Raw genomic sequence first — 19,893 nt, 5'->3', positions numbered from 1 at the left:
ACACAACGCAGCAGCCAATGGCCAGCCGATCAGGAGACCGCCATGGAAGCGAAGAACGAAGAAGTCGTCGCACACCTGCTCTCGGATGTCGTCGAATTCGCGCGCGGGCGCCTGCCCGAAGCCACGTTCCGGATCGTCGAACCGTTCCTGCGTCATTACTACGACTTCGTCGACGCCGACGATCTGCAGGATCGCAGCATCGCCGACCTGTACGGCGCCGCGATGGCGCACTGGCAGACCGCCCAGAAATTCGTGCCCGGCAGCGAGCGGCTGCGCGTGTACAACCCGATCGTCGAGCAGCACGGCTGGCACTCGGACCACACGGTGATCGAGATCGTCAACGACGACATGCCGTTCCTCGTCGACTCGGTGACGATGGCGGTGAACCGCCTCGGGCTCGCGCTGCACTCCGCGCTGCACCCGGTGTTCCGCATCTGGCGCGGCGGCAACGGCGGGATCGAGCGCGTCGACGCCGGCGGCGCGACGGCCCCCGACGGCCAGTCGCAACTCGCGTCGTTCATCCATTTCGAAGTCGACCGCTGCGGCGACGCCGCGCTGCTCGACACGCTGCGCGACGACATCGCCCGCGTGCTCGGCGACGTGCGCGCGTCGGTCGAGGACTGGCCGAAGATCGTCGACATCGCGCGCGCGACAATTAAGGACATGAAAGCCCGCGAATCCACCGCGGAAGACATCGAGGCGCGCGCGTTCCTCGAATGGATGGCCGCCGACCACTTCACGTTCCTCGGCCAGCGCGACTACTCGCTGGTATCGGACGCGTCGGGCTTCGGGCTGCGCGGCGTCGAGGGCTCCGGCTTCGGCCTGCTGCGCGAATCGCTGCGGCCGTCGGGCGCGCCGGACGTGACGCCGCTGCCGCCGGCGGCCGCCGAGATCATCACCGGCCCCTGGCCGATCTTCCTGACGAAGGCGAACTCGCGCGCGACCGTGCACCGGCCCGGCTACCTCGACTACGTCGGCGTGAAACTGGTCGGCGCCGACGGCAAGGTGATCGGCGAGCGCCGCTTCATCGGGCTCTACACGTCGACCGCGTACATGGTGTCGAGCGCCGAGATCCCGATCGTGCGCCGCAAGTGCGCAAACATCGTGCGGCGCGCGGGCTTCCTGCCGAAGGGGCATCTCGGCAAGTCGCTGGTGACGGTGCTCGAAACCTATCCGCGCGACGAACTGTTCCAGGCCGACGAAGACCAGCTCTACGACATCGCGCTCGGCATCCTGCGCCTGCAGGAACACCAGCGCACGCGCCTGTTCGTGCGGCGCGACCGCTTCGACCGCTTCGTGTCGTGCCTCGCGTTCGTGCCGCGCGACAAGTACAACACCGACCTGCGCCGCCGCATCGCGAAGCTGCTCGTCGACGCATACAACGGCGTGAACGTCGAATTCACGCCGCTGCTGTCGGAATCGGCGATCGCGCGGATTCATTTCGTCGTCCATGCCGAACCGGGCACGATGCCGGACGTCGACACGCGCGAGCTCGAAGCGCGGCTCGTGCAGGTCGCGCGCCGCTGGCAGGACGATCTCGCGGACGCATTGCTCGACGCGTTCGGCGAAGAGCAAGGCAACCGGCTGCTGCAGCGCTATGCGGAATCGTTTCCGGCCGGCTATCGCGACGACTATCCGGCGCGCACGGCCGTGCGCGACATCGAGCTGATCGAGCGCGTGAAGGAGTCGGGCCAGCTCGCGATGAACCTGTACCGCCCGATCGAGGCCGGTCCGCGCGCGTTCCGCTTCAAGGTGTATCGCGCGGGCGACCCGATCGCGCTGTCGCGCAGCCTGCCGATGCTGGAGCATCTGGGCGTGCGCGTCGACGAGGAGCGGCCGTACCGGATCCAGACGCAGGATGCCGCGCCCGCGTGGGTGCACGACTTCGGCCTTGAACTCGCCGACGATACCGAGTTCGACATCGAGCGCGTGAAGGGCCTGTTCGAGGATGCGTTCGACCGGATCTGGAGCGGCCGGATCGAGAACGACGACTTCAACCGCCTCGTGTTGCGTGCCCACCTGAGCGCCCGCGAGGTCACGATCCTGCGTGCGTATGCGAAATACCTGCGGCAGGTCGGCTCGACGTTCAGCGACGCGTACATCGAGCGCGCGTTGACCGGCAACCCGGCGATCGCACGGCAGCTCGTCGAGCTGTTCCTGCTGCGCTTCGACCCGGCCATCGGCGGCACGCGCGACGTGCAGGCCGAACACCTGCTGAAGGCCATCGAGACGGCGCTCGACCAGGTGCCGAATCTCGACGAGGACCGGATCCTGCGCCAGTTCCTCGGCGTGATCAACGCGACCGAGCGCACCAACTATTTCCTGCTCGACGCGAACGGCGAATCGAAGCCGTACTTGTCGTTCAAGTTCAATCCGGCGAAGGTGCCCGGCCTGCCGGAGCCGAAGCCGATGTTCGAGATCTGGGTGTATTCGCCGCGCGTCGAGGGCGTGCACCTGCGCGGCGGGCGCGTCGCGCGCGGCGGGCTGCGCTGGTCCGACCGCCGCGAGGATTTCCGCACCGAGGTGCTCGGGCTGATGAAGGCGCAGATGGTGAAGAACGTCGTGATCGTGCCGGTCGGCTCGAAAGGCGGCTTCGTCGTGAAGAACCCGCCGCCGCCGAGCGATCGCGAAGCGTGGATGCGCGAAGGCATCGCGTGCTATCAGACGTTCCTGCGCGGCCTGCTCGACCTGACCGACAATCTCGCCGGCAACACGATCGTGCCGCCGCCCGACGTGGTGCGGCACGATCCCGACGATCCATATCTCGTCGTCGCGGCCGACAAGGGCACGGCCACCTTCTCCGATTACGCGAATGCGATCTCGCACGAATACGGCTTCTGGCTCGACGATGCATTCGCGTCCGGCGGCTCGGTCGGCTACGACCACAAGAAGATGGCGATCACCGCACGCGGCGCGTGGGAATCGGTGAAGCGGCACTTCCGCGAGATGGGTGTCGATACGCAGACGACCGACTTCACCGTGGTCGGCGTCGGCGACATGTCGGGCGACGTGTTCGGCAACGGGATGCTGCTGTCGCCGCATATCCGGCTCGTCGCGGCCTTCGATCACCGGCACGTGTTCCTCGATCCGAACCCCGACCCGACGACGAGCTTCGCGGAGCGCGAGCGGATGTTCGCGCTCGAACGCTCGAGCTGGGCCGACTACGACACCTCCGTGATCTCGCAGGGTGGCGGCGTATACGCACGCACCGCGAAGACGATCCCGCTGTCGCCGGCCGTGCAGGCCGCGCTCGGCATCGACGCGCACGCGCTGCCGCCGACCGAGCTGATCCGCGCGATCCTGCAGGCGCCGGTCGACCTGCTGTACAACGGCGGCATCGGCACCTACGTGAAGGCCGCGCACGAAACCCACCAGCAGGTCGGCGATCGGGCGAACGACGCGGTGCGCGTGAACGGCGCGGACCTGCGCTGCAAGGTCGTCGGCGAAGGCGGCAACCTCGGCTGCACGCAGTTCGGCCGCATCGAGTTCGCGCAGCGCGGCGGGCGCATCAACACCGACGCGATCGACAACTCGGCGGGCGTCGATTGTTCGGACCACGAAGTCAACATCAAGATCCTGCTCGGCCTTGTCGTCACCGACGGCGAGATGACCGAGAAGCAGCGCAACGCCCTGCTCGCGGAAATGACCGACGAAGTCGGGCTGCTGGTGCTGCGCGACAACTACTACCAGACGCAGGCGCTGTCGATCGCCGGCCGCTACAGCGTCGAGCTGCTCGACGCCGAGGCGCGCCTGATGCGCTGGCTCGAACGGGCGGGCCGCTTGAACCGCGTGATCGAGTTCCTGCCGACCGACGACGAGATCGCCGAACGGCAAACCGCGAAACAGGGCCTGACGTCGCCGGAGCGCGCGGTGCTGCTCGCGTACAGCAAGATGTGGCTGTACGACGCGCTGCTCGACTCCGACGTACCGGAAGATCCGCTCGTCGCCGCGATGCTCGTCGACTATTTCCCGACGCCGCTGCAACAGCGTTTCAACGAACCGATGCAGCGCCATCCGCTGCGTCGCGAGATTCTCGCGACGCACCTGACCAATGCGCTCGTCAACCGCGTCGGCTGCGCGTTCGTGCACCGGCTGATGGAGGAAACCGACGCGAAGCCGGGCGACATCGTGCGCGCGTGCATCATGGCGCGCGACGTGTTCGATCTCGGTGCTGTGTGGCGCGACATCGACGCGCTCGACAACCGTGTCGCCGACGACGTGCAGGCGCGCATGTTCGTCGACGTCGCACGGCTGCTGGAGCGCGCGGCGCTGTGGTTCCTGCGGCAGCTGCAATCGGGCGCGGTCGCCAACGGCGGCGTCGCCGGCTTGATCGCGCGCTGCCGCGACGCGGTGCAGCGCCTCGCGCCGCAATTGCCGGCGCTGCTGCCGACGAGCGATCTCGAAGCGTTGTCCGAGCGGCAGCGCGTGCTGGTGGACGCGGGCGTCGACAGCGCGCTCGCCGGGCGCGTCGCGAACGGCGACATCTCGGCCGCGCTGCTCGACATCGCCGAAGTGGCCGCGACCTGCGATCGCAGCCTCGAGCTGGTCGCGGGCGTGTACTTCTCGCTCGGCACGCTGCTGAACTACCGATGGATCGGCGAACGCGCGGCCACGCTGCCGGCGCCCACGCACTGGGACATGCTGGCGCGCGCGGCCGCGCTCGCGGAAATCGCGCGGCTCAAGCGCACGCTCGCCACCAGCGCGCTCGCGGAATCGGCCGACTCGACGGCGCCGGAGACGATCGTCCACGCGTGGCGCGAACGCCGCGAAGCCGCGCTGGAGCGCTACGAGCATCTGCTCGCCGACTTGCGCGCGTCGGGTGGCGCAAGCCTCGCGGTGCTGCTCGTGATCGTGCGCGAGATGGCCGTGCTGGAACGCGCGTGACGCATGAGCGCGGCGTTACACCGTCGCGACCAGCAGCTCTTCCGCGTTGTTCGGCGGACGCAGGCCGTCGGGTCGATCGGCGAAGTAGCGGCGCGTAAGCTCGGCGGCCGACACATGCTCGGCCCGCGCGAAGCCGGCCTGCGCCGCAAGCGCGCGGATCTCCGCCGGCATGAAGAAGCTGATGAACGGCGTGCCGCTCGCGGCCGCGCCCTTCGCGGCCATGTCGAGCGCCGGACGCACGTCCGGATCCGCATGCTCGAGCGGCAGCAGGAAGGTCATCGCGAACGTCGAACCCGGCGCGAGCGACGCGACTTCGCGCAGCGACGCCGCGTTCGCGTCGCGCGTCAGGTACATGCTGACGCCGGTGGACACCACGACCGCCGGTTTGCCCGCATCGAAGCCCGCGCCAACGAGCGCGTCGCGCCACGACTGCTGCGCCTCGAAATCGACCGGCACGAACCGCAGCCAGTCCGGCACGCCGAAGCCGAGCTCGGTCAGGCGGCGGCGCTTCCACGCCTGCGGCGCGGGCGGATCGACTTCGAAGACGGTCAGGCGCGATGCCATCTCTGGCCGGCGCTGCACGAAGCTGTCGAGTCCCGCGCCGAGGATCACGTACTGACTCACACCCTGCGCGGCCTGCTCGATGACGAGATCCTCGATGAAGCGCGCCCGCGCGACGATCGATGCGCGAAACGGCCGCGTGAACCGCGGATCCATGTCGCCGCGCTGCTGCCAGCCGGGCGCCGGTGCGAGCAAGCGCAGGCCGACTTCATCGGCGAGCACGTGCGGCGGCGCATCGAGTTCGACGTGCAGCGCGCGCCACAGCGCGACGCGGGCGGCGGTGCTGTCGGGGGCGTCCTGATGGTCTTGATGGTCCTGATGGAGGCCAGTCATCGCCGCGGCCTCATGCAGCCGATGTGCCCGGCGCCTGCAAGCGCCACACGCGACCGTCGGGGTCTCGCACGGTCATGTCCCGCGTGCCCCAGTGCGTATCCTCGAACGGCGTGACCACGTCGACGATCGGCTGCGGCCGGACCGACTGTTCGTCCGGCACCGTCAGCACGACCTGCATGTCCGGCGTCTCGCTCGTCGGCACTTCGGCGATGAACAGATACGGGCCGTCGCCGCGCCTCAACTGGCCCGACGCGTGATCGGTTTCGAATTCCAGCGTGAAGCCCAGCGCCTGGAAGAACTTCGCCGACTTGCCCCAGTTGTGCGTCGTCAGGTACACGGCTTCGATTCGCCCGGATGACATGTCATTCCTCCTTGATGGACGGCCCGGCTCCCGGTGGCGGAGCGGCCAGATACGCGCGCAATGCGTCGGCCACCAGCGCGGACAGCGACTGCTCCGTTTCGATGGCGCGATGCTTGACCTGCCGGATCAGGCTCAGCGGCAGGTACACGTTGAACTGCTTCACTTCTTCGTCACTCATGATTACTAGTATGCTAGCAAAATAGCAAAAGTCAAACACGCAACGGAATCGGCGGCGTGGCGTGCGGCGGACGCCGACGCCGGCCATGCCGCCGCTCGCTACGCGCTCACGTCATGTTGGCCCGCGCCGCCACCCGTGCGAACAGCGCGTCGAGATCGAAGCCGGTCGTATCGATGCCGATGGTGTCGCGCAGGCATGCGCCCCACGCCGCCGCGTCGTCGAACGTGACGGTGCGCCCCGCGCCCGCCGCGTCGCGCAGCGTCAGCACGGTGTTGAACAGCGCCGCGCGGCCGTCCGGCAGCACGCGGCACGCGATCAGGTCGTTCACGAAGATCGATTCGGGATACGTCGACGTGAACCAGTTCGCGGCCTCGTAATCGATCCACTCGGCCCGCTTCAGCGAGAAGCGATAGGTCGTCTGCCAGCCATCGGGAATCTCGAACTGCATGTCGAACTCGCCGTCGACCGGCGCGCCGACCACGCGAAACGCGCCGTGCGGCGTCAGTTGCCGCTCGTCGGGCACGAAGCGCAGCGGCGCGGTGAGTGTCGCGCTGCCGAAGCCGATGTCCGCGAGCCACGTCGCGCCGTCGAGATCGATGCGCAGCAGCATGTGCGTCTGCGCGGTGACGACGTCGGCCGGCCGCATCCAGCGCACACGCGCGATCAACGGCGTCACGCGGAAACCGATGTGCGTGAGCACGGTGTAGAACAGCTTGTTGAGTTCGAAGCAGTAGCCGCCGCGGCGGTGCGCGACCACCTTGTCAACGATCGCCGGCACGTCGAGCGCGACACGCGCGCCGGTCAGCGGATTGAGGTTTTCGAACGGGATCGCCTGCGGGTGCAGCAGATGCAGCCGGCGCAGCACGTCGAGCGTCGGCTTGGCCGGGCCGTCGTAGCCGATGCGGGCGAAATAGCGCGGGAGGTCGAACGAGTCAGTCATGAACCGGCACCGGGAACGGGGAACACGCACGATAGCATCGAGCGCAATCCCCATGTTGCGCGGGGCCTTCCCGGCGCTGTGCGCGCGGCGCGGCTACCAGCACCGCGGCGCGCGGCGCCGATAACGTTACGGCAGCAGCTTCAGCGCGGACGACGCGACCGACGGCACCGAGATGCCCTGGCTCGTCGCGAACTGCACGGCCTGGCTGAGCGTCGACGCGAGCGACTGCAACTGGCTCGGCGCGCTTTGCGCGATATACGTCGCTGCCTGCATGTTCTGCGGATTCAGGCCCGCCTGCAGCAGCGATGCTGCGCTGGTCGAACCGAGACTACCGAGCCCCGACTGCAGTTGCGAGTACTGCGTGAGGCCCTGGCCGAGCGATGCGAGGCCGTTGCTGAACGCCTGCTTGTCGACCGGGCCGTGCGTCGCACCGCCGCTCGCGAACGCCTGGCCGAGCGCCTGCGACACCGACTGCTGCGCGCCGCCCATCTGCGACAGCGCGGCCGGCGTCAATGCGTTGCCGCCGCCGAGCAGGCCGGCGGCCTGCTGCGCCTGCCCGGCCGCGCCGGTGAGCCCCATCGCCGAAGCAAGCGACGACTGGCCGGCCAGCACCTGCTGGTTCGCGCCGACGTACGCCTGCAGCAACTGCGCGACGCCGCCCTGCGACGGTGCGGCCTGCTGCTGCCCGCCGCCGAGCAGCGACGATCCGATCGCCTGCAGGTCGAGTTGCGCATGCGCGCTGCCGTTGACGCCCAGCAGGATGCCGAATGCGATGCCTGCCGATGCGAGGTGCTTGCCCGTCGCGCGAATCTGCTTCATCTGTTTCCCTCGTGCCCGAATTATTGATGCGGATATTGTCGAAGCGCGTCGCGCGCCGCCGCAACGACTGAAACACATCGAAACGAAATCGCGCGCCGCGGCCGCTTGCAATTCCGCCGCCGTCCGGGCTCGCCGCGCGCATTCGTCCGCATTTGCCGCGCGATCTCGGCGGCGCATCGGGATTCGTTCCTTGCCTGCATCAATATTGCTGGTCGCGGGCGCCCGGGATCGAAGCCGCCGCGTGCGTCACGCAGCCATCCAGGCCGGCAGCCGCCGGCCGACCCAGTCGGCCGCCTGCTCGTAGCCGCGCGCGAGTTGCAGCACCGCGAGATCCGCGCGCGGCCGGCCGATCAGCTGCATCCCCATCGGCAGCCCCGCATCGTTGAAGCCGACCGGCACGCTGATCACCGGGCAGCCGGCCAGCGTCCACGGCACCACCGTTTCCATCCAGCGGTGGTAGGTATCCATCGCGCGGCCCGCGATTTCCTTCGGCCAGCGCTGTTCGACGTCGAACGGGAACACCTGCGCGGTCGGCGCCGCGATGAAGTCGTAGCGATCGAAGAAGCTCAGCACGGCCTGATGCCACGCGGTGCGCTCGATGCTCGCGTCGAACACGTCGGCAGCCTGCATCGCGAGCAGCCCTTCGACCTCGTAGATCGCCTCGGGCTTGAGCAGCGCACGCCGTGCCGGGTCGCGATAGTGCGCGAGCAGCCCGCCGCCGGACAGCAGATGCCGATGCGTGAGCCAGAGGCGCCAGATCCGGTCGGGCGCGAACGCCGGCAGCGCCGCATCGACGTCGCAGCCGATCTCGCGCAGCGTCGCGAGGCCCTTTTCGCACTGCGCGAGCACGCCCGGCTCGGTCGCGAGATAACCGTTCCAGTCGCCGACCCACGCGATGCGCTCGCCGCGCAGGTCCTTCTCGAGCGACTTCGTGAACACCGCGGGATCTTCCGCGAGCGACAGCGGATCGTTCGGGTCGTAGCCGGCCTGGATCGACAGCAGGTGCGCGACGTCGCCGACGGTGCGGCCCATCGGCCCTTCGATGCCGAGCTGCTGCATGAACACGTCGACGGCCGGCCAGCGCGGCACGCGGCCCTGCGACGGACGCAAGCCGTAGATGTTGCAGAACGCGGCCGGATTGCGCAGCGAGCCGCCGAAGTCGCTGCCGTCCGCAACCGGCAGCATGCGCGCGGCGAGCGCCGCCGCCGTGCCGCCGCTGCTGCCGCCCGCGCTCTTCGTCAGGTCGTACGGATTGCGCGTCGCGCCGTGGACTTCGTTGAACGTGTGCGAGCCGAGACCGAACTCCGGCGTGTTGGTCTTGCCGATGAAGATCGCGCCCGCCGCGCGCATCCGCCCGACGCCGACCGAGTCGGCCTGCGGCACGTTATCGCGGAAGATCGGCGAGCCGTAGGTCGTCCGCAACCCTTTCGTCATCGCGATATCCTTCGGCGCCTGCGGCATCCCGTGCAGCCAGCCGTGATATTCGCCGCGGGCGAGCGCCGCGTCCTTTTCCGCGGCTTCGGCGAGCAGCGTCGCGCGATCGCGCAGCGAGACCAGCGCGTTCACTGCACCGTTCACGCGCTCGATGTGATCGAGATACGCACGCATCGTCTCGACGCAGGAAACCGCCTTGCTGCGGATCGCCGATGCGAGTTCGCCGGCCGACAGGCGCACGATCGGGTCGACGGTGATGGAAGCGGGAGCGAGAAGCTGCGGGGCGCCGTGCGGCATGCGAGGTCTCCTGGAATCGGAAGGGAATGGCGGGCCGCGTGGCGGCGGTACGCCTCCCGAGCGGCCGGCAATGGGCCTGGAAAGGGCTGGAGAGGCCGCGCCGCGACCGATGCCCTACTCTACGCGACGCCCGCTGGCCGACCTTCGATATTTTCCCGCGCGATTCATTGAGGATCCGACTAAATCGGCGTGCCGCATGGCGGCAGGACGGGGTTTGCCGACCGGCCGATGAAAACGTTTATGCGCATAAACTTAAATTTCTTATATTTCTAATAGGCGCAACACAACGCGACGGCCGGCGTTGACGGCATTTTTACGTGGCCGCCCGATTTCTTTAGATCGAGCGATCCGGCGGCGCGCTACGCTGGAAACATCTCGACTTCGGAGCATCGTCCATGCTCAAGCTGCTGGTTCCTGTCGGTCATTCGCCCCGTTCGCTGCAGGCGGTCCGCCACGCGACCTTCCTGTATCACGAACGCTGCGCGTCCGAGATCGTGCTGATCAACGTACAGCCGCCGCTCGAAGCGACGCGGCTCGAGGCGTTTCACCCGCTGTCGCGGCTGCGCTCGATCGAGGACAAGTTCGCGTGCGAGGATCTGGCGATGGCCGAGCGGGTGCTGCGGGAAGCCGGAGTCCGGTACAGCGTCGTGAAGAAGGTCGGGCCGGTGGCCGACACGATCGCGGCCGTCGCGGCCGAGATGGGCTGCGACGAAATCGTCGTCGTCGCGCCGCGGCTCGATCCGGTTCATACGATGCTGTCGATGTTCCGCCGCAGCGTGATGAGCCGGCTCGTGCGGATTTCGAATGTGCCGGTGACGGCGGTGCGATAAGCGGCTGATCGCCGTCGTTTCGCCGTCGTGTTGCGCGGCACCGCGCGGTCAAGCTCGATGCGTGCACCGGCGGGACGAGGCCGTCATGGACCCGCTCAGGCGGGTCGTTTCATTCGCGTCGATTCAAGGACGCGCATAGCACGGCGCAAAAGCCGTCGTGCGCAATGTACCGATACTGCGACGCACACGCGTGCGTTGTCGCGCAGCATCGACCGGCTTACTTGATCGCCTTACGCCAGAACACGAGATAGGCCGCCGCGGAAGACGCGCCCAGCAGAATGACCCACAACGGCGCCATGCTGATCAGGACCGAAGAGACGTTAAGCATTTGGATTCCTCACTATTTCGATAGCGATGTTCAACACGTACCTGCTGCATTCGGAACCGCCGCGCCCATCGCTTTGCCGCGCATCGCGTTCCGCCAGAACATGCATTCATGCTATCGCTGCGACCGGCCGCGCGACCGTCTCGCCCTGCCCGCACCCTGACATTCGTCAAACTCGCATCGATTGCGCGCCGGTCCGGCCGCCTGCCACTCCTTTCCCCGTTACGATGGACAAAAAGGGACGTCATTACGTCGGCCCACGGGCATTTCAGCAGACGATTACCCGGGGAAGCCCCAATGCTTCGCAACACGTGTCCGCGTTACGCTTGAGCGACGAGGAGACGAATCATGAGACGAGTGGTACACATCGCTTTTTTCGCGCTGCTGGCCTACCTGATCGGCGATCGGGCGCTGCTGCATGCGCAAGGCCGCGACGCCAGTCCGACCGCGTGCTCGCAAGGCGCCGAGCAGGTGAAATACGACGCACTCAGCCGCGGCTTCGGCAACGTGGCAGCCAGCAGCCAGAGCGAGGCATTCATGTCCGGCTGCCTCGTGACCGGACGTGGCAATCAGGATGCCGCGATGGCCGCGCGTTGAGGTCGAACGGGCGCTGCCGTGTCGGCTGTGTCCATGTCGCGCCGCGTCGCCGGGAGCGGCCGAGACCGGCGCTTTCCATCCTTTGTGCTCCGCGCGACCGGCCCTGACGTGCCGGTAGCCGCCAATACGCCGTCAATACCGCGCTCGACGAATCGATGAGCAGCCTGCGCGACACTTCAAGCAAGCTCATGCCATAGCGCCCGGGCAAAATCGCCGGGCAACGCCCGTCGATGTCCCGATTCGGATGCGCTCGTTCACGCACGCGCCGTCCATCCAACTTCCCCTATCCCCGCTTCCCGCGCGCCGCCCGTAGCGGCTTTCCGCTGCGCTGGGCTGCGCGACCGAAAACCTATTCCGCCCGGGCACGCCGATTGCGACTTCCCTGTCCTTCATCACGGGCCGCCGCCAACATGAACGACCAAGAGTCCATCGATTCCGCACAACCTCGTCCGTCCGCGACGACGTGGCTCCGCCGCCTCGGGCCGGGGCTCGTCACCGGCGCCGCCGACGACGATCCTTCCGGCATCGGTACCTATTCGCAAGCGGGCGCGCAGTTCGGCTTCGAACTGCTGTGGTCGCTGCTGCTGACCTATCCGCTGATGACGGCCATCCAGCTGATCAGCGCGCGCATCGGCCGCGTGACCGGCAAGGGCCTCGCGTCGAACATGCGCACGCACTATCCGCCGTGGCTGCTCTATTCGACCGTCGCGCTGCTGACCATTGCGAACGTGATCAACATCGCGGCCGACCTGTCGGCGATGGGCGCGGCGGTCAAGCTGCTGCTGCACGGCCCGCAAGAGCTCTATGTCGTCTGCCTGGGCGGCGTGTCGGTCGTGCTGCAGATTTTCGTGCCGTACGACCGCTACGCCCGCCTGCTCAAATGGACCGCGCTGACCCTGCTCGCCTATGTCGCGGTCGCGCTGATCGTGCCCGTCCCGTGGCACGAGGTCGGCCGTGCGATCGTGCTGCCGCAGATCCAGTTGAACGCCGCGTACCTGACGACGGTCATCGCCGTGCTCGGCACCACGATCAGCCCTTATCTGTTTTTCTGGCAGGCGTCGCAGGAAGTCGAGGAATTGCGCGCGGCGCCGAACCAGCGACCGCTGCGAATCATGCCGCACCAGGCGCCCGCGCAGTTGCGCCGGATCAGCGTCGACACCTGGGTCGGCATGGGCGTGTCGAACATCATCGCGTTCTTCATCACGCTCACGGCCGCGGCGACGCTTCACATGCATCACATCGACGTGAAGACGTCGGCCGATGCCGCACGGGCACTCGAGCCCGTCGCCGGGCACTTCGCATACGTGCTGTTCGCGCTCGGGATCATCGGCACCGGCCTGCTGGCGCTGCCGGTTCTCGCGGGATCCGCCGCGTATGCGGCCGCGGGCACCTTCCGCTGGCGCAACAGCCTCGCGTTGCGGCTGGGTGTCGCGCCCGAGTTCTACGGCGTGATCGCATTGGCGACCATCGGCGGCGTCGCGATCACGTTCATGCATTTCGACCCGATCCGGGCGCTTTACTGGAGCGCGGTCATCAACGGCGTGACGGCGGTGCCGATCATGTTCGTGATGATGCTGATGGCCGGCAGCAGACGCATCATGGGCGAATTCGCCGTCAGGGGCGTGCTGGCATGGGGCGGCTGGCTCGCGACGTCCGCGATGGTGATCGCGGCGATGGGCGTGCTCGTGCCGGATTGAGCGGCCCCGCCGCGCCGCCGTGTCGGCGCTTCGCCTCGCCGGAATAAACCGGCATCGCGCGGTGCACGCGCACCGGGAACGCATGCCGCGGATGGAAGGAGGATGCATCGTGGCCAAGAAAACCGCCGGATCGGCCAAGCTGCCGGCCTGCGACCAGCGCGCGCCCATTCTCGCCAGCCTGCGCAGCCGGAAGATGGCGCGCTCGATCCACACCTATACGCGCGGCAGCGCCGAGCACTTTTACGCATGGCTGGCGGACCATCGATCCGGCACCGTGCCCGACGGTCCCGCGATATGGATCGGCGGCGATTGCCATCTCGGCAATCTGGGGCCCGTCGCGTCGAAGACGGGTGAAGTCGCCGTGCAGATTCGCGATCTCGACCAGAGCGTGATCGGCAATCCGGTCCACGATGTGCTGCGTCTGGGGTTCTCGCTCGCCACCGCGGCGCGCAGCTCCGACCTGCCCGGCATCATCACGTGGCGGATGATCGAGGCGCTCGCCGACGGATACGAGCAGGCGTTCGACAGCCGCCGCCGCGACGAACTCAGCCACATGCAACGCCCTCACGAGGTGCAGATCGCGATGAAGGCGGCGCTGCATCGCTCGTGGCGCAAACTCGACCGGCAGACGATCATGAACACCGCGCCGCACATCCCGTTGGGCAAGCGCTTCTGGCCGCTGTCGGAACGGGAGCGCAGCGCCATCCTCACGCTGTTCGAAACCGCGCCGGTTTCGACGATCGGCGCGGCGCTCAGCCGCACGGCGCGCTGCGACGCCGGCATGAAGGTGCTCGACGCCGCGTTCTGGGTGAAGGGCTGCAGCTCGCTGGGCCGACGCCGCTACGCGGTGATGCTCGATATCGACGACGCATGTTCCGACGGACATCCGCCCTACCTGATCGACATCAAGGAAGCCGCGGCCGCCAAGGCGCCGAAATACCCCGGGGTACGCATGCCGGGCGATGCCGCACAACGCGTGCTCGAAGGCGCGCGGCACGTGTCGCCGATGCTGGGCAGCCGGATGTGCGCGGCGCGCCTTGACGGGCGCGCCGTCGTGATGCGCGAATTGATGCCGCAGGATCTGAAACTGGAAGCAGAACGGCTGTCGGAGGCCGACGCGGTGAAAGTCGCCCGCTACCTTGCGCTGGTGATCGGCCGCGCGCATGCCGCGCAGATGGACGACGCGACGCAACGCGCGTGGCGCGCCGAGTTGCGTCGCCAGCGGCCGAAGACCCTCGACGCGCCTTCATGGCTGTGGAAAAGCATCATCGAACTGATGGCCGCGCATGAGCAAGCGTATCTCGAGCATTGCCGGCGCCATGTGCTCGGCAAGGCAGTCCGCTGAATCGACGCACCGGTCATGCACCGCGAACGCTCCGTGCGCTCAGCGCCTGTCCGGGCGAATCACCAGCTCGTTGAATCCGGTGCCCGCGTCGGGTTCACGCGAGAAACGATGCGCGGGCAACAGCACGAGCAGGATCTCGGCGGTCGTACGCACCACGCAGCCGCTCGCGACGTGCCCGCCCGAGACGCGGCCTTGCGCGTCGGAAACCGACATATGCAGGTGCGCGCCGTCCGGCGAGACCGAACCGGCCAGCGTCAGGATTTCGAGGTCGCCGCGCAGTTCGGTCGGCGCGTCGACGCCGGCATAGCGCAACTGCGCGACGTTCAGGCTGCCGATGCCCTGGATCACGAATGCCGCGTGTGCGCGAAGCCCGCGCAACGCGTGCTCGATGGCGGCGCGCAGATCGTCGCCGGGGGAAAGACGCAGAGGATGGGCTTGCATGGTCGATCACCTGCTGGTGGGCCTGGGTGTCGACAAAGCGTACGTTCGACCAGGCAATCCGGCAAGCCTGCGCCTGCCGGATGGAACCTCGTCGCAGCAACATCCGGCGCTCACGTTACACGGTGAACCGCTCGCTCGCGACCTGCGCGTCCGGCACGCCGGCGGCGATCGCGACTTCCCGCGCACCTTCGACGAGCGGCGGCGGCCCGCAAACGTAGACATCCGGCAGCACCGGCGCGTGCGCCAGCGCCGCGCGCAACGCGTCGACCGGCGTGCCGCGCAGCCCGGTCCATTCCACGCCGGGCCGCCATACGCACACATCGACCCGCAACTGCGGCAACTCGGCACGCAAGCGTTCCAGTTCGTCGAGCATGAACAGTTCGCTTTCCTCATTGACGCCGAAGAACAGCCGCGCGTCGTCCGTCTCCTGATACTCGGCCATGCGCCGCAGCATCGACAGGATCGGCGCGAGCCCCGTGCCGCCCGCGACGAACCAGCGCGGCCGCAGGCTGTCGGCGAAGAGGCCGAACCCGCCCATCGGCACACGCACGGTCAGCCGATCGCCGGGCCGCGCGCGTTCGCGCAGATAGGTAGAGAACCAGCCGCCCGCCCGCAGCCGGATCAGGAACTCCATCCGGCCATCCCAGTTGCTCGTGTTCGCGAGCGAATAGGGCCGGCGCAGGCCGCTGCCCGGCACTTCCAGCTCCGCGAACTGGCCGGCTTCGAACTCCGCCGCCACGCCGAACGCATCGTCGGGCTCGATCTGCAGCTCGACGCGCATCGTGTCGCGCGCGATCGCGTCGAGCGCGGCGATCCGCGCCGTGCGCACGGGCACCGGCTGCAGCAGCACCTTGGCGCGGTCGTACGGCGCCACAACCCGCAGATCGCCGAGCGGCGTCGTCCGGCACAGCAATACCGCGCCGGGCTGGCCTGCGGGCAACGCGTCGGCGCTGTGCGCCTGCATCTCGTACGGGCCGTCGACGACGGTCGCCTGGCATGCGCCGCAGCTCCCGCGCCGGCATTGCGACGGCAGCGTGATGTCGGCTTGCGCCGCCGCCGCGAGCAGATCCTGGCCGGGCTCGCAGTCGAAGCCGAACGGCGCGCCGTCACGCGTCGTGATCTCGATCCGGTAGCTCATCGAACGATCCTGCTCATGCCGCCCGGCGCGCGAGCGCCGCGGCGAGGTCCGCGCCGGCGTCGCCGATCGGCTGGATTCCGAACTGATCGACCAGCACCGCGAGCACGCCCGGCGTGACGAACGCGGGCAGCGTCGGCCCGAGCCGGATGTTGCGGATGCCGAGCGCGAGCAGCGTCAGCAGCACGGCCGCTGCCTTCTGTTCGAACCACGAGATGACGAGCGACAGCGGCAGGTCGTTCACGCCGCATTCGAACGCATCGGCGAGCGCGGTCGCGATCCGGATCGCCGAATAGCTGTCGTTGCACTGCCCGATGTCGAGCAGGCGCGGGATGCCGCCGATATCGCCGAACGCGTGCCGGTTGAACCGGTACTTGTTGCAACCAAGCGTCATCACCACCGTATCGTCGGGCGCCTGCTCCGCGAACTCGGTGTAGTAATTGCGCCCCGGCGCCGCGCCGTCGCAGCCGCCGATCAGGAAGAAGTGGCGGATCTGCCCGGCCTTCACCGCGTCGATCACCTTGTCCGCGACGCCCAGCACCGCATGCCGGCCGAACCCGATGGTGATGGTTTCCTCCGGCGCCGTGGCCTGAAAGCCCGGCAGCGCCTGGGCGGCGCGGATCAGCGTCGGAAAATCGTGATGTTCGAGATGGCGCACGCCCGGCCAGCCGACCGGCCCCGTCGTGAAGATGCGCTGCCGGTATTGCGGCAGCGGCTCGATGATGCAGTTGGACGTCATCAGGATCGGCCCGGGGAAACGCGCGAAGTCGCTCTGCTGGTCCTGCCATGCGCCGCCGTAGTTGCCGGCCAGATGCGGGAAAGCCTTGAGCGACGGATACGCGTGAGCCGGCAGCATTTCGCCATGCGTGTAGACCTGGATGCCGGTGCCCGCCGTCTGTTCCAGCAGCGCGTGCAGATCGCCGAGATCGTGGCCCGACACGAGGATCGCCTTGCCCGCCACCGGCGACACGCGCACGGCGCTCGGCTGTTGCGCGCCGAAGCGACCGGTGTTCGCGTTGTCGAGCAGTTCCATCACCGTCAGGTTCAGCCGGCCGAGATCGAGCGCGTGCGCGAGCAGTGCGTCGACGTCGGCCGGATTGGCCGCGAGGAACGCGAGCGCCGCGTCGACGCCTTCGTAGATGTCGTCGCGCTCGTAGCCGAGCACCTGCGCATGATGCGCATACGCGCACACGCCCTTCAGGCCGTACAGCACCAGCGCGCGCAGCCCGACGATATCCGCGCCCACCGTGTCGAGGCCCGCGTCGATGCCGACGCTCGCCGCCTGCTTCAGCAAGCCCGCCAGATCGTCCGCCGGCTGCCACTCGGCCGGCCCGTGCAGCACCGGCGGCGCCGTGCCCGCGGCGCGTGCGTGCGCTTCGCAGGCGGCCTTCACGCGATCGCGCGTCTGCGCGGCTTCACGCAGCAGCGCGACGAAGCGCGCCGCATGGAAGTTCACGTTGGTCAGCGTGGTGAACATCGCGTACAGCACGAAGCGCTCGGCTGCGCGGTCGGGCTCGCCCATCGTGCGCGCGATCGCGCCGTACTGGGCAATGCCCTTCACCGCGTGAACCAGCAGGTCCTGCAGGTCGGCCGTCGTCGAATCCTTGCCGCAATTGCCTTTCGCCGATGCACAGCCGGGCCGCGCGCCGGTCCGGTCGGTCTGTTCGCATTGATAGCAAAACACGGTGCTCTCCTTTGTCGATCATGGGGGCGCGGGTCGATGCGCAGGGCGGCCGGACGCGTGTTCCGGGCCGCCGGGCCGCTCGCCCGCTTAAAGATGCTTCTCTGATGCATCTTTTTCATGATGTTTCGGCACGCGCTTCGCGACCGTGATGCAGATCAACAAACGGGACGCCGGCCGGTGAGGCAACTTGTCGCTAGGATGGCCCGCCGGCTTCAGGCGACGGCGCGGACGGTGCGCTTGCGTCGTCGGCATCCGCGCAGGCGATGCCCCAGTCGCCGTATCGATACCAGTCGTCGCCGAGCAGTTCGCTCGGGTGCTGGGTCCGGCTGGAGCCGTTGCCGCAACGCATCGACTGCGTCGGGCAATAGTTGTCGCATCCCCAGCAGATCCGCTCCGGATGCAGGGGATGCAGCGGAAATTTCTTGGCCATGATGCGTGGTCTTCCCGGTGTCGGTTCGTTCGCTACCGTTCGACTCTAGTGCACCGGGGAGCGACGCCGATGCGGCATTCGTTCGCACGTCGCCGGTGTCGCTCCGAAAACGAAAAAGCCCGGACATACATCGTCCGGGCCTTCCGTATCCGCGGTTGCAGCCGTATCGGCCCGCCGTGCCTATGCCTCCAGCGCCTCCAGCACCTTGCCCTTCGTCTCGATCCCGACGAAGTGGACGGTCAGCGCCGCGATCAGCGGCACGATGCCGATCAGGTAGAACGCCGGCGCGAGATTGCCGCCGATGATCGCGTGCGGCACGATCATCGGCGCGGCGAACGATGCGATCTTCAGCCATGCGCTGCCGAGCCCGCAGCCGGACGCGCGGATGCTCGTCGGATACTGCTCCGGCGTATAGACGTAGGCCGTGATGAAGCCCGATGCCATCAGCCCCAGCGACAGCGAACAGAAGAACGCGACGACATACACCGACGACGCGTGATACACGCCCGCCAGCGCCAGCGACAGCGCGCACAGCACGAACGACCAGACGATCACCGGCTTGCGGCCAAGCTTGTCGACGAGCAGCGCCGACGCGAGCGAACCGAGCACGCCCATCACCGAGCCGATCACCGCGAGATTCAGCGCGAGCTGCAGCGGCGCATGATAGAAGTTCTTGTAGATCGTCGGCAGCCACGTCGACAACCCGTACTGGATGAACCCGCAGGTCGCCCACAGCGTCGCCACCGCGAGCGTGCGCTTGCGATACGCGGCGCTGAACAGGTCGCTCATCCGGCGCTTCGGGTGCTGGCGCACCATCTCGTCGAACGCGGCCGCTTGCGTCGCCGGCGGCAGCTCGCCGCGTACCGACGCCTCGAACACGCCAACCGCACGCCCCGCTTCCGCGAGTCGCCCGCGCGACGCGAGCCAGCGCGGCGATTCCGGCACGAGGCGCGTGAGCACCAGCGCGAGGATCAGCGGCAGCCCGCCGACGAAGTACATGATTTCCCAGCCGAACCGCGGCACGAGCCACGCGCCGAGCGCCATCGACACCAGCAGGCCGATCGGGAACACGATCTCGTACAGCAGCACGAAGCGGCCGCGGCCGTGCGCACGCGTGATCTCGTTGATGTAGGTCGCGGCGACCGGCAGCTCGCCGCCCAGCCCGAGCCCCTGCAGGATCCGCAGCAGCACGAAGATCTCGAACGTCGGCGCGAAGCCGCACGCGATGCTGGTGACGCCGATCACGGCTGAACTCCACGCGATCGCCTTCACGCGGCCATGCTTCTCCGCGAGCGCGGGAAACAGGAACGCGCCGATCAGCTGGCCGATCGCGCCGGACGCGATCAGCATGCCGATCTGCGTCGGCGACAGCCCCCACTTGTGAATCAGCAGCGGCAGCGTCGCCGCGATCGTGATCACGTCGAAGCCGTCGAAGAACGTCGCGGTGCCGATCAGCACGCGCGCGCGGATCTGCATCGCGTTGGCCGGAAGCCGCTCGAGCCGCGCGATGATCGCGCCGGGCGTGGAGGCGGCAGCTTCCATCGTGGCCCTGCCGGCCACGACGTTGTCGAAAGTGCTCATGCGGGGAGTCTCCTGGATCGT

At 68.1% G+C, this 19,893-nt stretch carries 17 protein-coding genes; 6 read left to right on the top strand and 11 right to left on the bottom strand.

The genetic code is table 11. From position 1 onward, the window contains the following. The first annotated feature begins 42 nt into the window (after positions 1-42). Entirely contained in the window at positions 43-4,884 is a 4,842-nt protein-coding gene (locus SB771_RS17895; protein ID WP_175659037.1) for an NAD-glutamate dehydrogenase, read from the top strand. A gap of 15 nt (positions 4,885-4,899) precedes the next feature. Here the strand turns inward: SB771_RS17895 and SB771_RS17890 are convergent, their stop codons facing one another. The 6 genes from SB771_RS17890 to SB771_RS17865 all read right to left on the bottom strand — a co-directional run bounded on the left by SB771_RS17890 (position 4,900) and on the right by SB771_RS17865 (position 9,807). After that, the gene (locus SB771_RS17890) at positions 4,900-5,778 is read right to left on the bottom strand and encodes a class I SAM-dependent methyltransferase (protein ID WP_175659036.1); all 879 of its coding nucleotides are present in this window, start codon (positions 5,776-5,778) and stop codon (positions 4,900-4,902) included. Between the two features lie 10 nt (positions 5,779-5,788). Further along, positions 5,789-6,139, bottom strand: a complete 351-nt coding sequence (locus tag SB771_RS17885; RefSeq protein ID WP_175654572.1) for a VOC family protein — start codon at positions 6,137-6,139, stop codon at positions 5,789-5,791. A gap of 1 nt (position 6,140) precedes the next feature. Then, positions 6,141-6,317 (bottom strand): ribbon-helix-helix domain-containing protein, encoded by a 177-nt coding sequence (locus SB771_RS17880; protein WP_041490059.1) that lies wholly within the window; start codon positions 6,315-6,317, stop codon positions 6,141-6,143. A 106-nt stretch (positions 6,318-6,423) separates the two neighbouring features. Next, entirely contained in the window at positions 6,424-7,257 is an 834-nt protein-coding gene (locus SB771_RS17875; protein ID WP_175659035.1) for an arylamine N-acetyltransferase family protein, read from the bottom strand. A gap of 126 nt (positions 7,258-7,383) precedes the next feature. Further along, positions 7,384-8,076 (bottom strand): hypothetical protein, encoded by a 693-nt coding sequence (locus SB771_RS17870; RefSeq protein WP_175659034.1) that lies wholly within the window; start codon positions 8,074-8,076, stop codon positions 7,384-7,386. A gap of 246 nt (positions 8,077-8,322) precedes the next feature. Then, a complete protein-coding gene (locus tag SB771_RS17865) occupies positions 8,323-9,807 on the bottom strand; it encodes an amidase (RefSeq protein WP_175659033.1) in 1,485 nt (494 codons plus the stop codon). Positions 9,808-10,202: 395 nt separating this feature from the next. Here SB771_RS17865 and SB771_RS17860 point away from each other — a divergent pair, with 395 nt between their 5' ends. The 5 genes from SB771_RS17860 to SB771_RS17840 all read left to right on the top strand — a co-directional run bounded on the left by SB771_RS17860 (position 10,203) and on the right by SB771_RS17840 (position 14,601). Continuing rightward, positions 10,203-10,637, top strand: coding sequence for a universal stress protein (locus SB771_RS17860; protein WP_011659079.1), 435 nt, complete (start codon positions 10,203-10,205; stop codon positions 10,635-10,637). 278 nt (positions 10,638-10,915) lie between these two features. Next, complete coding sequence (locus SB771_RS17855; RefSeq protein WP_410721811.1) at positions 10,916-11,125, top strand: hypothetical protein; 210 nt, start codon at positions 10,916-10,918, stop codon at positions 11,123-11,125. A 185-nt stretch (positions 11,126-11,310) separates the two neighbouring features. Next, a complete protein-coding gene (locus tag SB771_RS17850; RefSeq protein ID WP_175659032.1) occupies positions 11,311-11,559 on the top strand; it encodes an adhesin in 249 nt (82 codons plus the stop codon). A 410-nt stretch (positions 11,560-11,969) separates the two neighbouring features. Beyond that, entirely contained in the window at positions 11,970-13,256 is a 1,287-nt protein-coding gene (locus SB771_RS17845) for an NRAMP family divalent metal transporter (RefSeq protein WP_175659031.1), read from the top strand. A gap of 82 nt (positions 13,257-13,338) precedes the next feature. Continuing rightward, positions 13,339-14,601 (top strand): DUF2252 family protein, encoded by a 1,263-nt coding sequence (locus tag SB771_RS17840; RefSeq protein ID WP_175659030.1) that lies wholly within the window; start codon positions 13,339-13,341, stop codon positions 14,599-14,601. Between the two features lie 39 nt (positions 14,602-14,640). Here SB771_RS17840 and SB771_RS17835 read toward each other — a convergent pair whose 3' ends face one another. The 5 genes from SB771_RS17835 to SB771_RS17815 all read right to left on the bottom strand — a co-directional run bounded on the left by SB771_RS17835 (position 14,641) and on the right by SB771_RS17815 (position 19,872). After that, the gene (locus tag SB771_RS17835) at positions 14,641-15,042 is read right to left on the bottom strand and encodes a PPC domain-containing DNA-binding protein (protein WP_175659029.1); all 402 of its coding nucleotides are present in this window, start codon (positions 15,040-15,042) and stop codon (positions 14,641-14,643) included. 115 nt (positions 15,043-15,157) lie between these two features. After that, positions 15,158-16,180 carry a 2Fe-2S iron-sulfur cluster-binding protein gene (locus SB771_RS17830; RefSeq protein WP_175659028.1) on the bottom strand — a complete coding sequence of 341 codons (1,023 nt, stop codon included), beginning with the start codon at positions 16,178-16,180 and terminating at the stop codon, positions 15,158-15,160. A 13-nt stretch (positions 16,181-16,193) separates the two neighbouring features. Next, positions 16,194-17,861, bottom strand: a complete 1,668-nt coding sequence (hcp, locus tag SB771_RS17825; RefSeq protein WP_175659027.1) for a hydroxylamine reductase — start codon at positions 17,859-17,861, stop codon at positions 16,194-16,196. A 193-nt stretch (positions 17,862-18,054) separates the two neighbouring features. Continuing rightward, the gene (locus SB771_RS17820; protein WP_175659026.1) at positions 18,055-18,291 is read right to left on the bottom strand and encodes a DUF3079 domain-containing protein; all 237 of its coding nucleotides are present in this window, start codon (positions 18,289-18,291) and stop codon (positions 18,055-18,057) included. A gap of 180 nt (positions 18,292-18,471) precedes the next feature. Next, a complete protein-coding gene (locus tag SB771_RS17815) occupies positions 18,472-19,872 on the bottom strand; it encodes an MFS transporter (protein WP_105787048.1) in 1,401 nt (466 codons plus the stop codon). Positions 19,873-19,893: the final 21 nt, after the last annotated feature.

Source organism: Burkholderia sp. SIMBA_051, from assembly GCF_046534915.1.
Classification (GTDB): Bacteria; Pseudomonadota; Gammaproteobacteria; order Burkholderiales; family Burkholderiaceae; genus Burkholderia; species Burkholderia ambifaria.
Note: the sequence above shows the minus strand (reverse complement) of the source record. Positions and strands in the feature narration are given on the sequence as shown.

Bases quoted from the DNA above. Each gene is read 5' to 3' on its own strand.
- SB771_RS17875 (WP_175659035.1), bottom strand. From the start codon at position 7,257: ATGACTGACTCGTTCGACCTCCCGCGCTATTTCGCCCGCATCGGCTAC.
- SB771_RS17890 (WP_175659036.1), bottom strand. From the start codon at position 5,778: ATGACTGGCCTCCATCAGGACCATCAAGACCATCAGGACGCCCCCGAC.
- SB771_RS17815 (WP_105787048.1), bottom strand. From the start codon at position 19,872: ATGAGCACTTTCGACAACGTCGTGGCCGGCAGGGCCACGATGGAAGCT.
- SB771_RS17870 (WP_175659034.1), bottom strand. From the start codon at position 8,076: ATGAAGCAGATTCGCGCGACGGGCAAGCACCTCGCATCGGCAGGCATC.
- SB771_RS17850 (WP_175659032.1), top strand. From the start codon at position 11,311: ATGAGACGAGTGGTACACATCGCTTTTTTCGCGCTGCTGGCCTACCTG.
- SB771_RS17820 (WP_175659026.1), bottom strand. From the start codon at position 18,291: ATGGCCAAGAAATTTCCGCTGCATCCCCTGCATCCGGAGCGGATCTGC.
- SB771_RS17880 (WP_041490059.1), bottom strand. From the start codon at position 6,317: ATGAGTGACGAAGAAGTGAAGCAGTTCAACGTGTACCTGCCGCTGAGC.
- SB771_RS17845 (WP_175659031.1), top strand. From the start codon at position 11,970: ATGAACGACCAAGAGTCCATCGATTCCGCACAACCTCGTCCGTCCGCG.
- SB771_RS17860 (WP_011659079.1), top strand. From the start codon at position 10,203: ATGCTCAAGCTGCTGGTTCCTGTCGGTCATTCGCCCCGTTCGCTGCAG.
- SB771_RS17895 (WP_175659037.1), top strand. From the start codon at position 43: ATGGAAGCGAAGAACGAAGAAGTCGTCGCACACCTGCTCTCGGATGTC.
- SB771_RS17835 (WP_175659029.1), bottom strand. From the start codon at position 15,042: ATGCAAGCCCATCCTCTGCGTCTTTCCCCCGGCGACGATCTGCGCGCC.
- SB771_RS17840 (WP_175659030.1), top strand. From the start codon at position 13,339: ATGCCGCGGATGGAAGGAGGATGCATCGTGGCCAAGAAAACCGCCGGA.
- SB771_RS17830 (WP_175659028.1), bottom strand. From the start codon at position 16,180: ATGAGCTACCGGATCGAGATCACGACGCGTGACGGCGCGCCGTTCGGC.
- SB771_RS17865 (WP_175659033.1), bottom strand. From the start codon at position 9,807: ATGCCGCACGGCGCCCCGCAGCTTCTCGCTCCCGCTTCCATCACCGTC.
- SB771_RS17885 (WP_175654572.1), bottom strand. From the start codon at position 6,139: ATGTCATCCGGGCGAATCGAAGCCGTGTACCTGACGACGCACAACTGG.
- SB771_RS17855 (WP_410721811.1), top strand. From the start codon at position 10,916: ATGACCCACAACGGCGCCATGCTGATCAGGACCGAAGAGACGTTAAGC.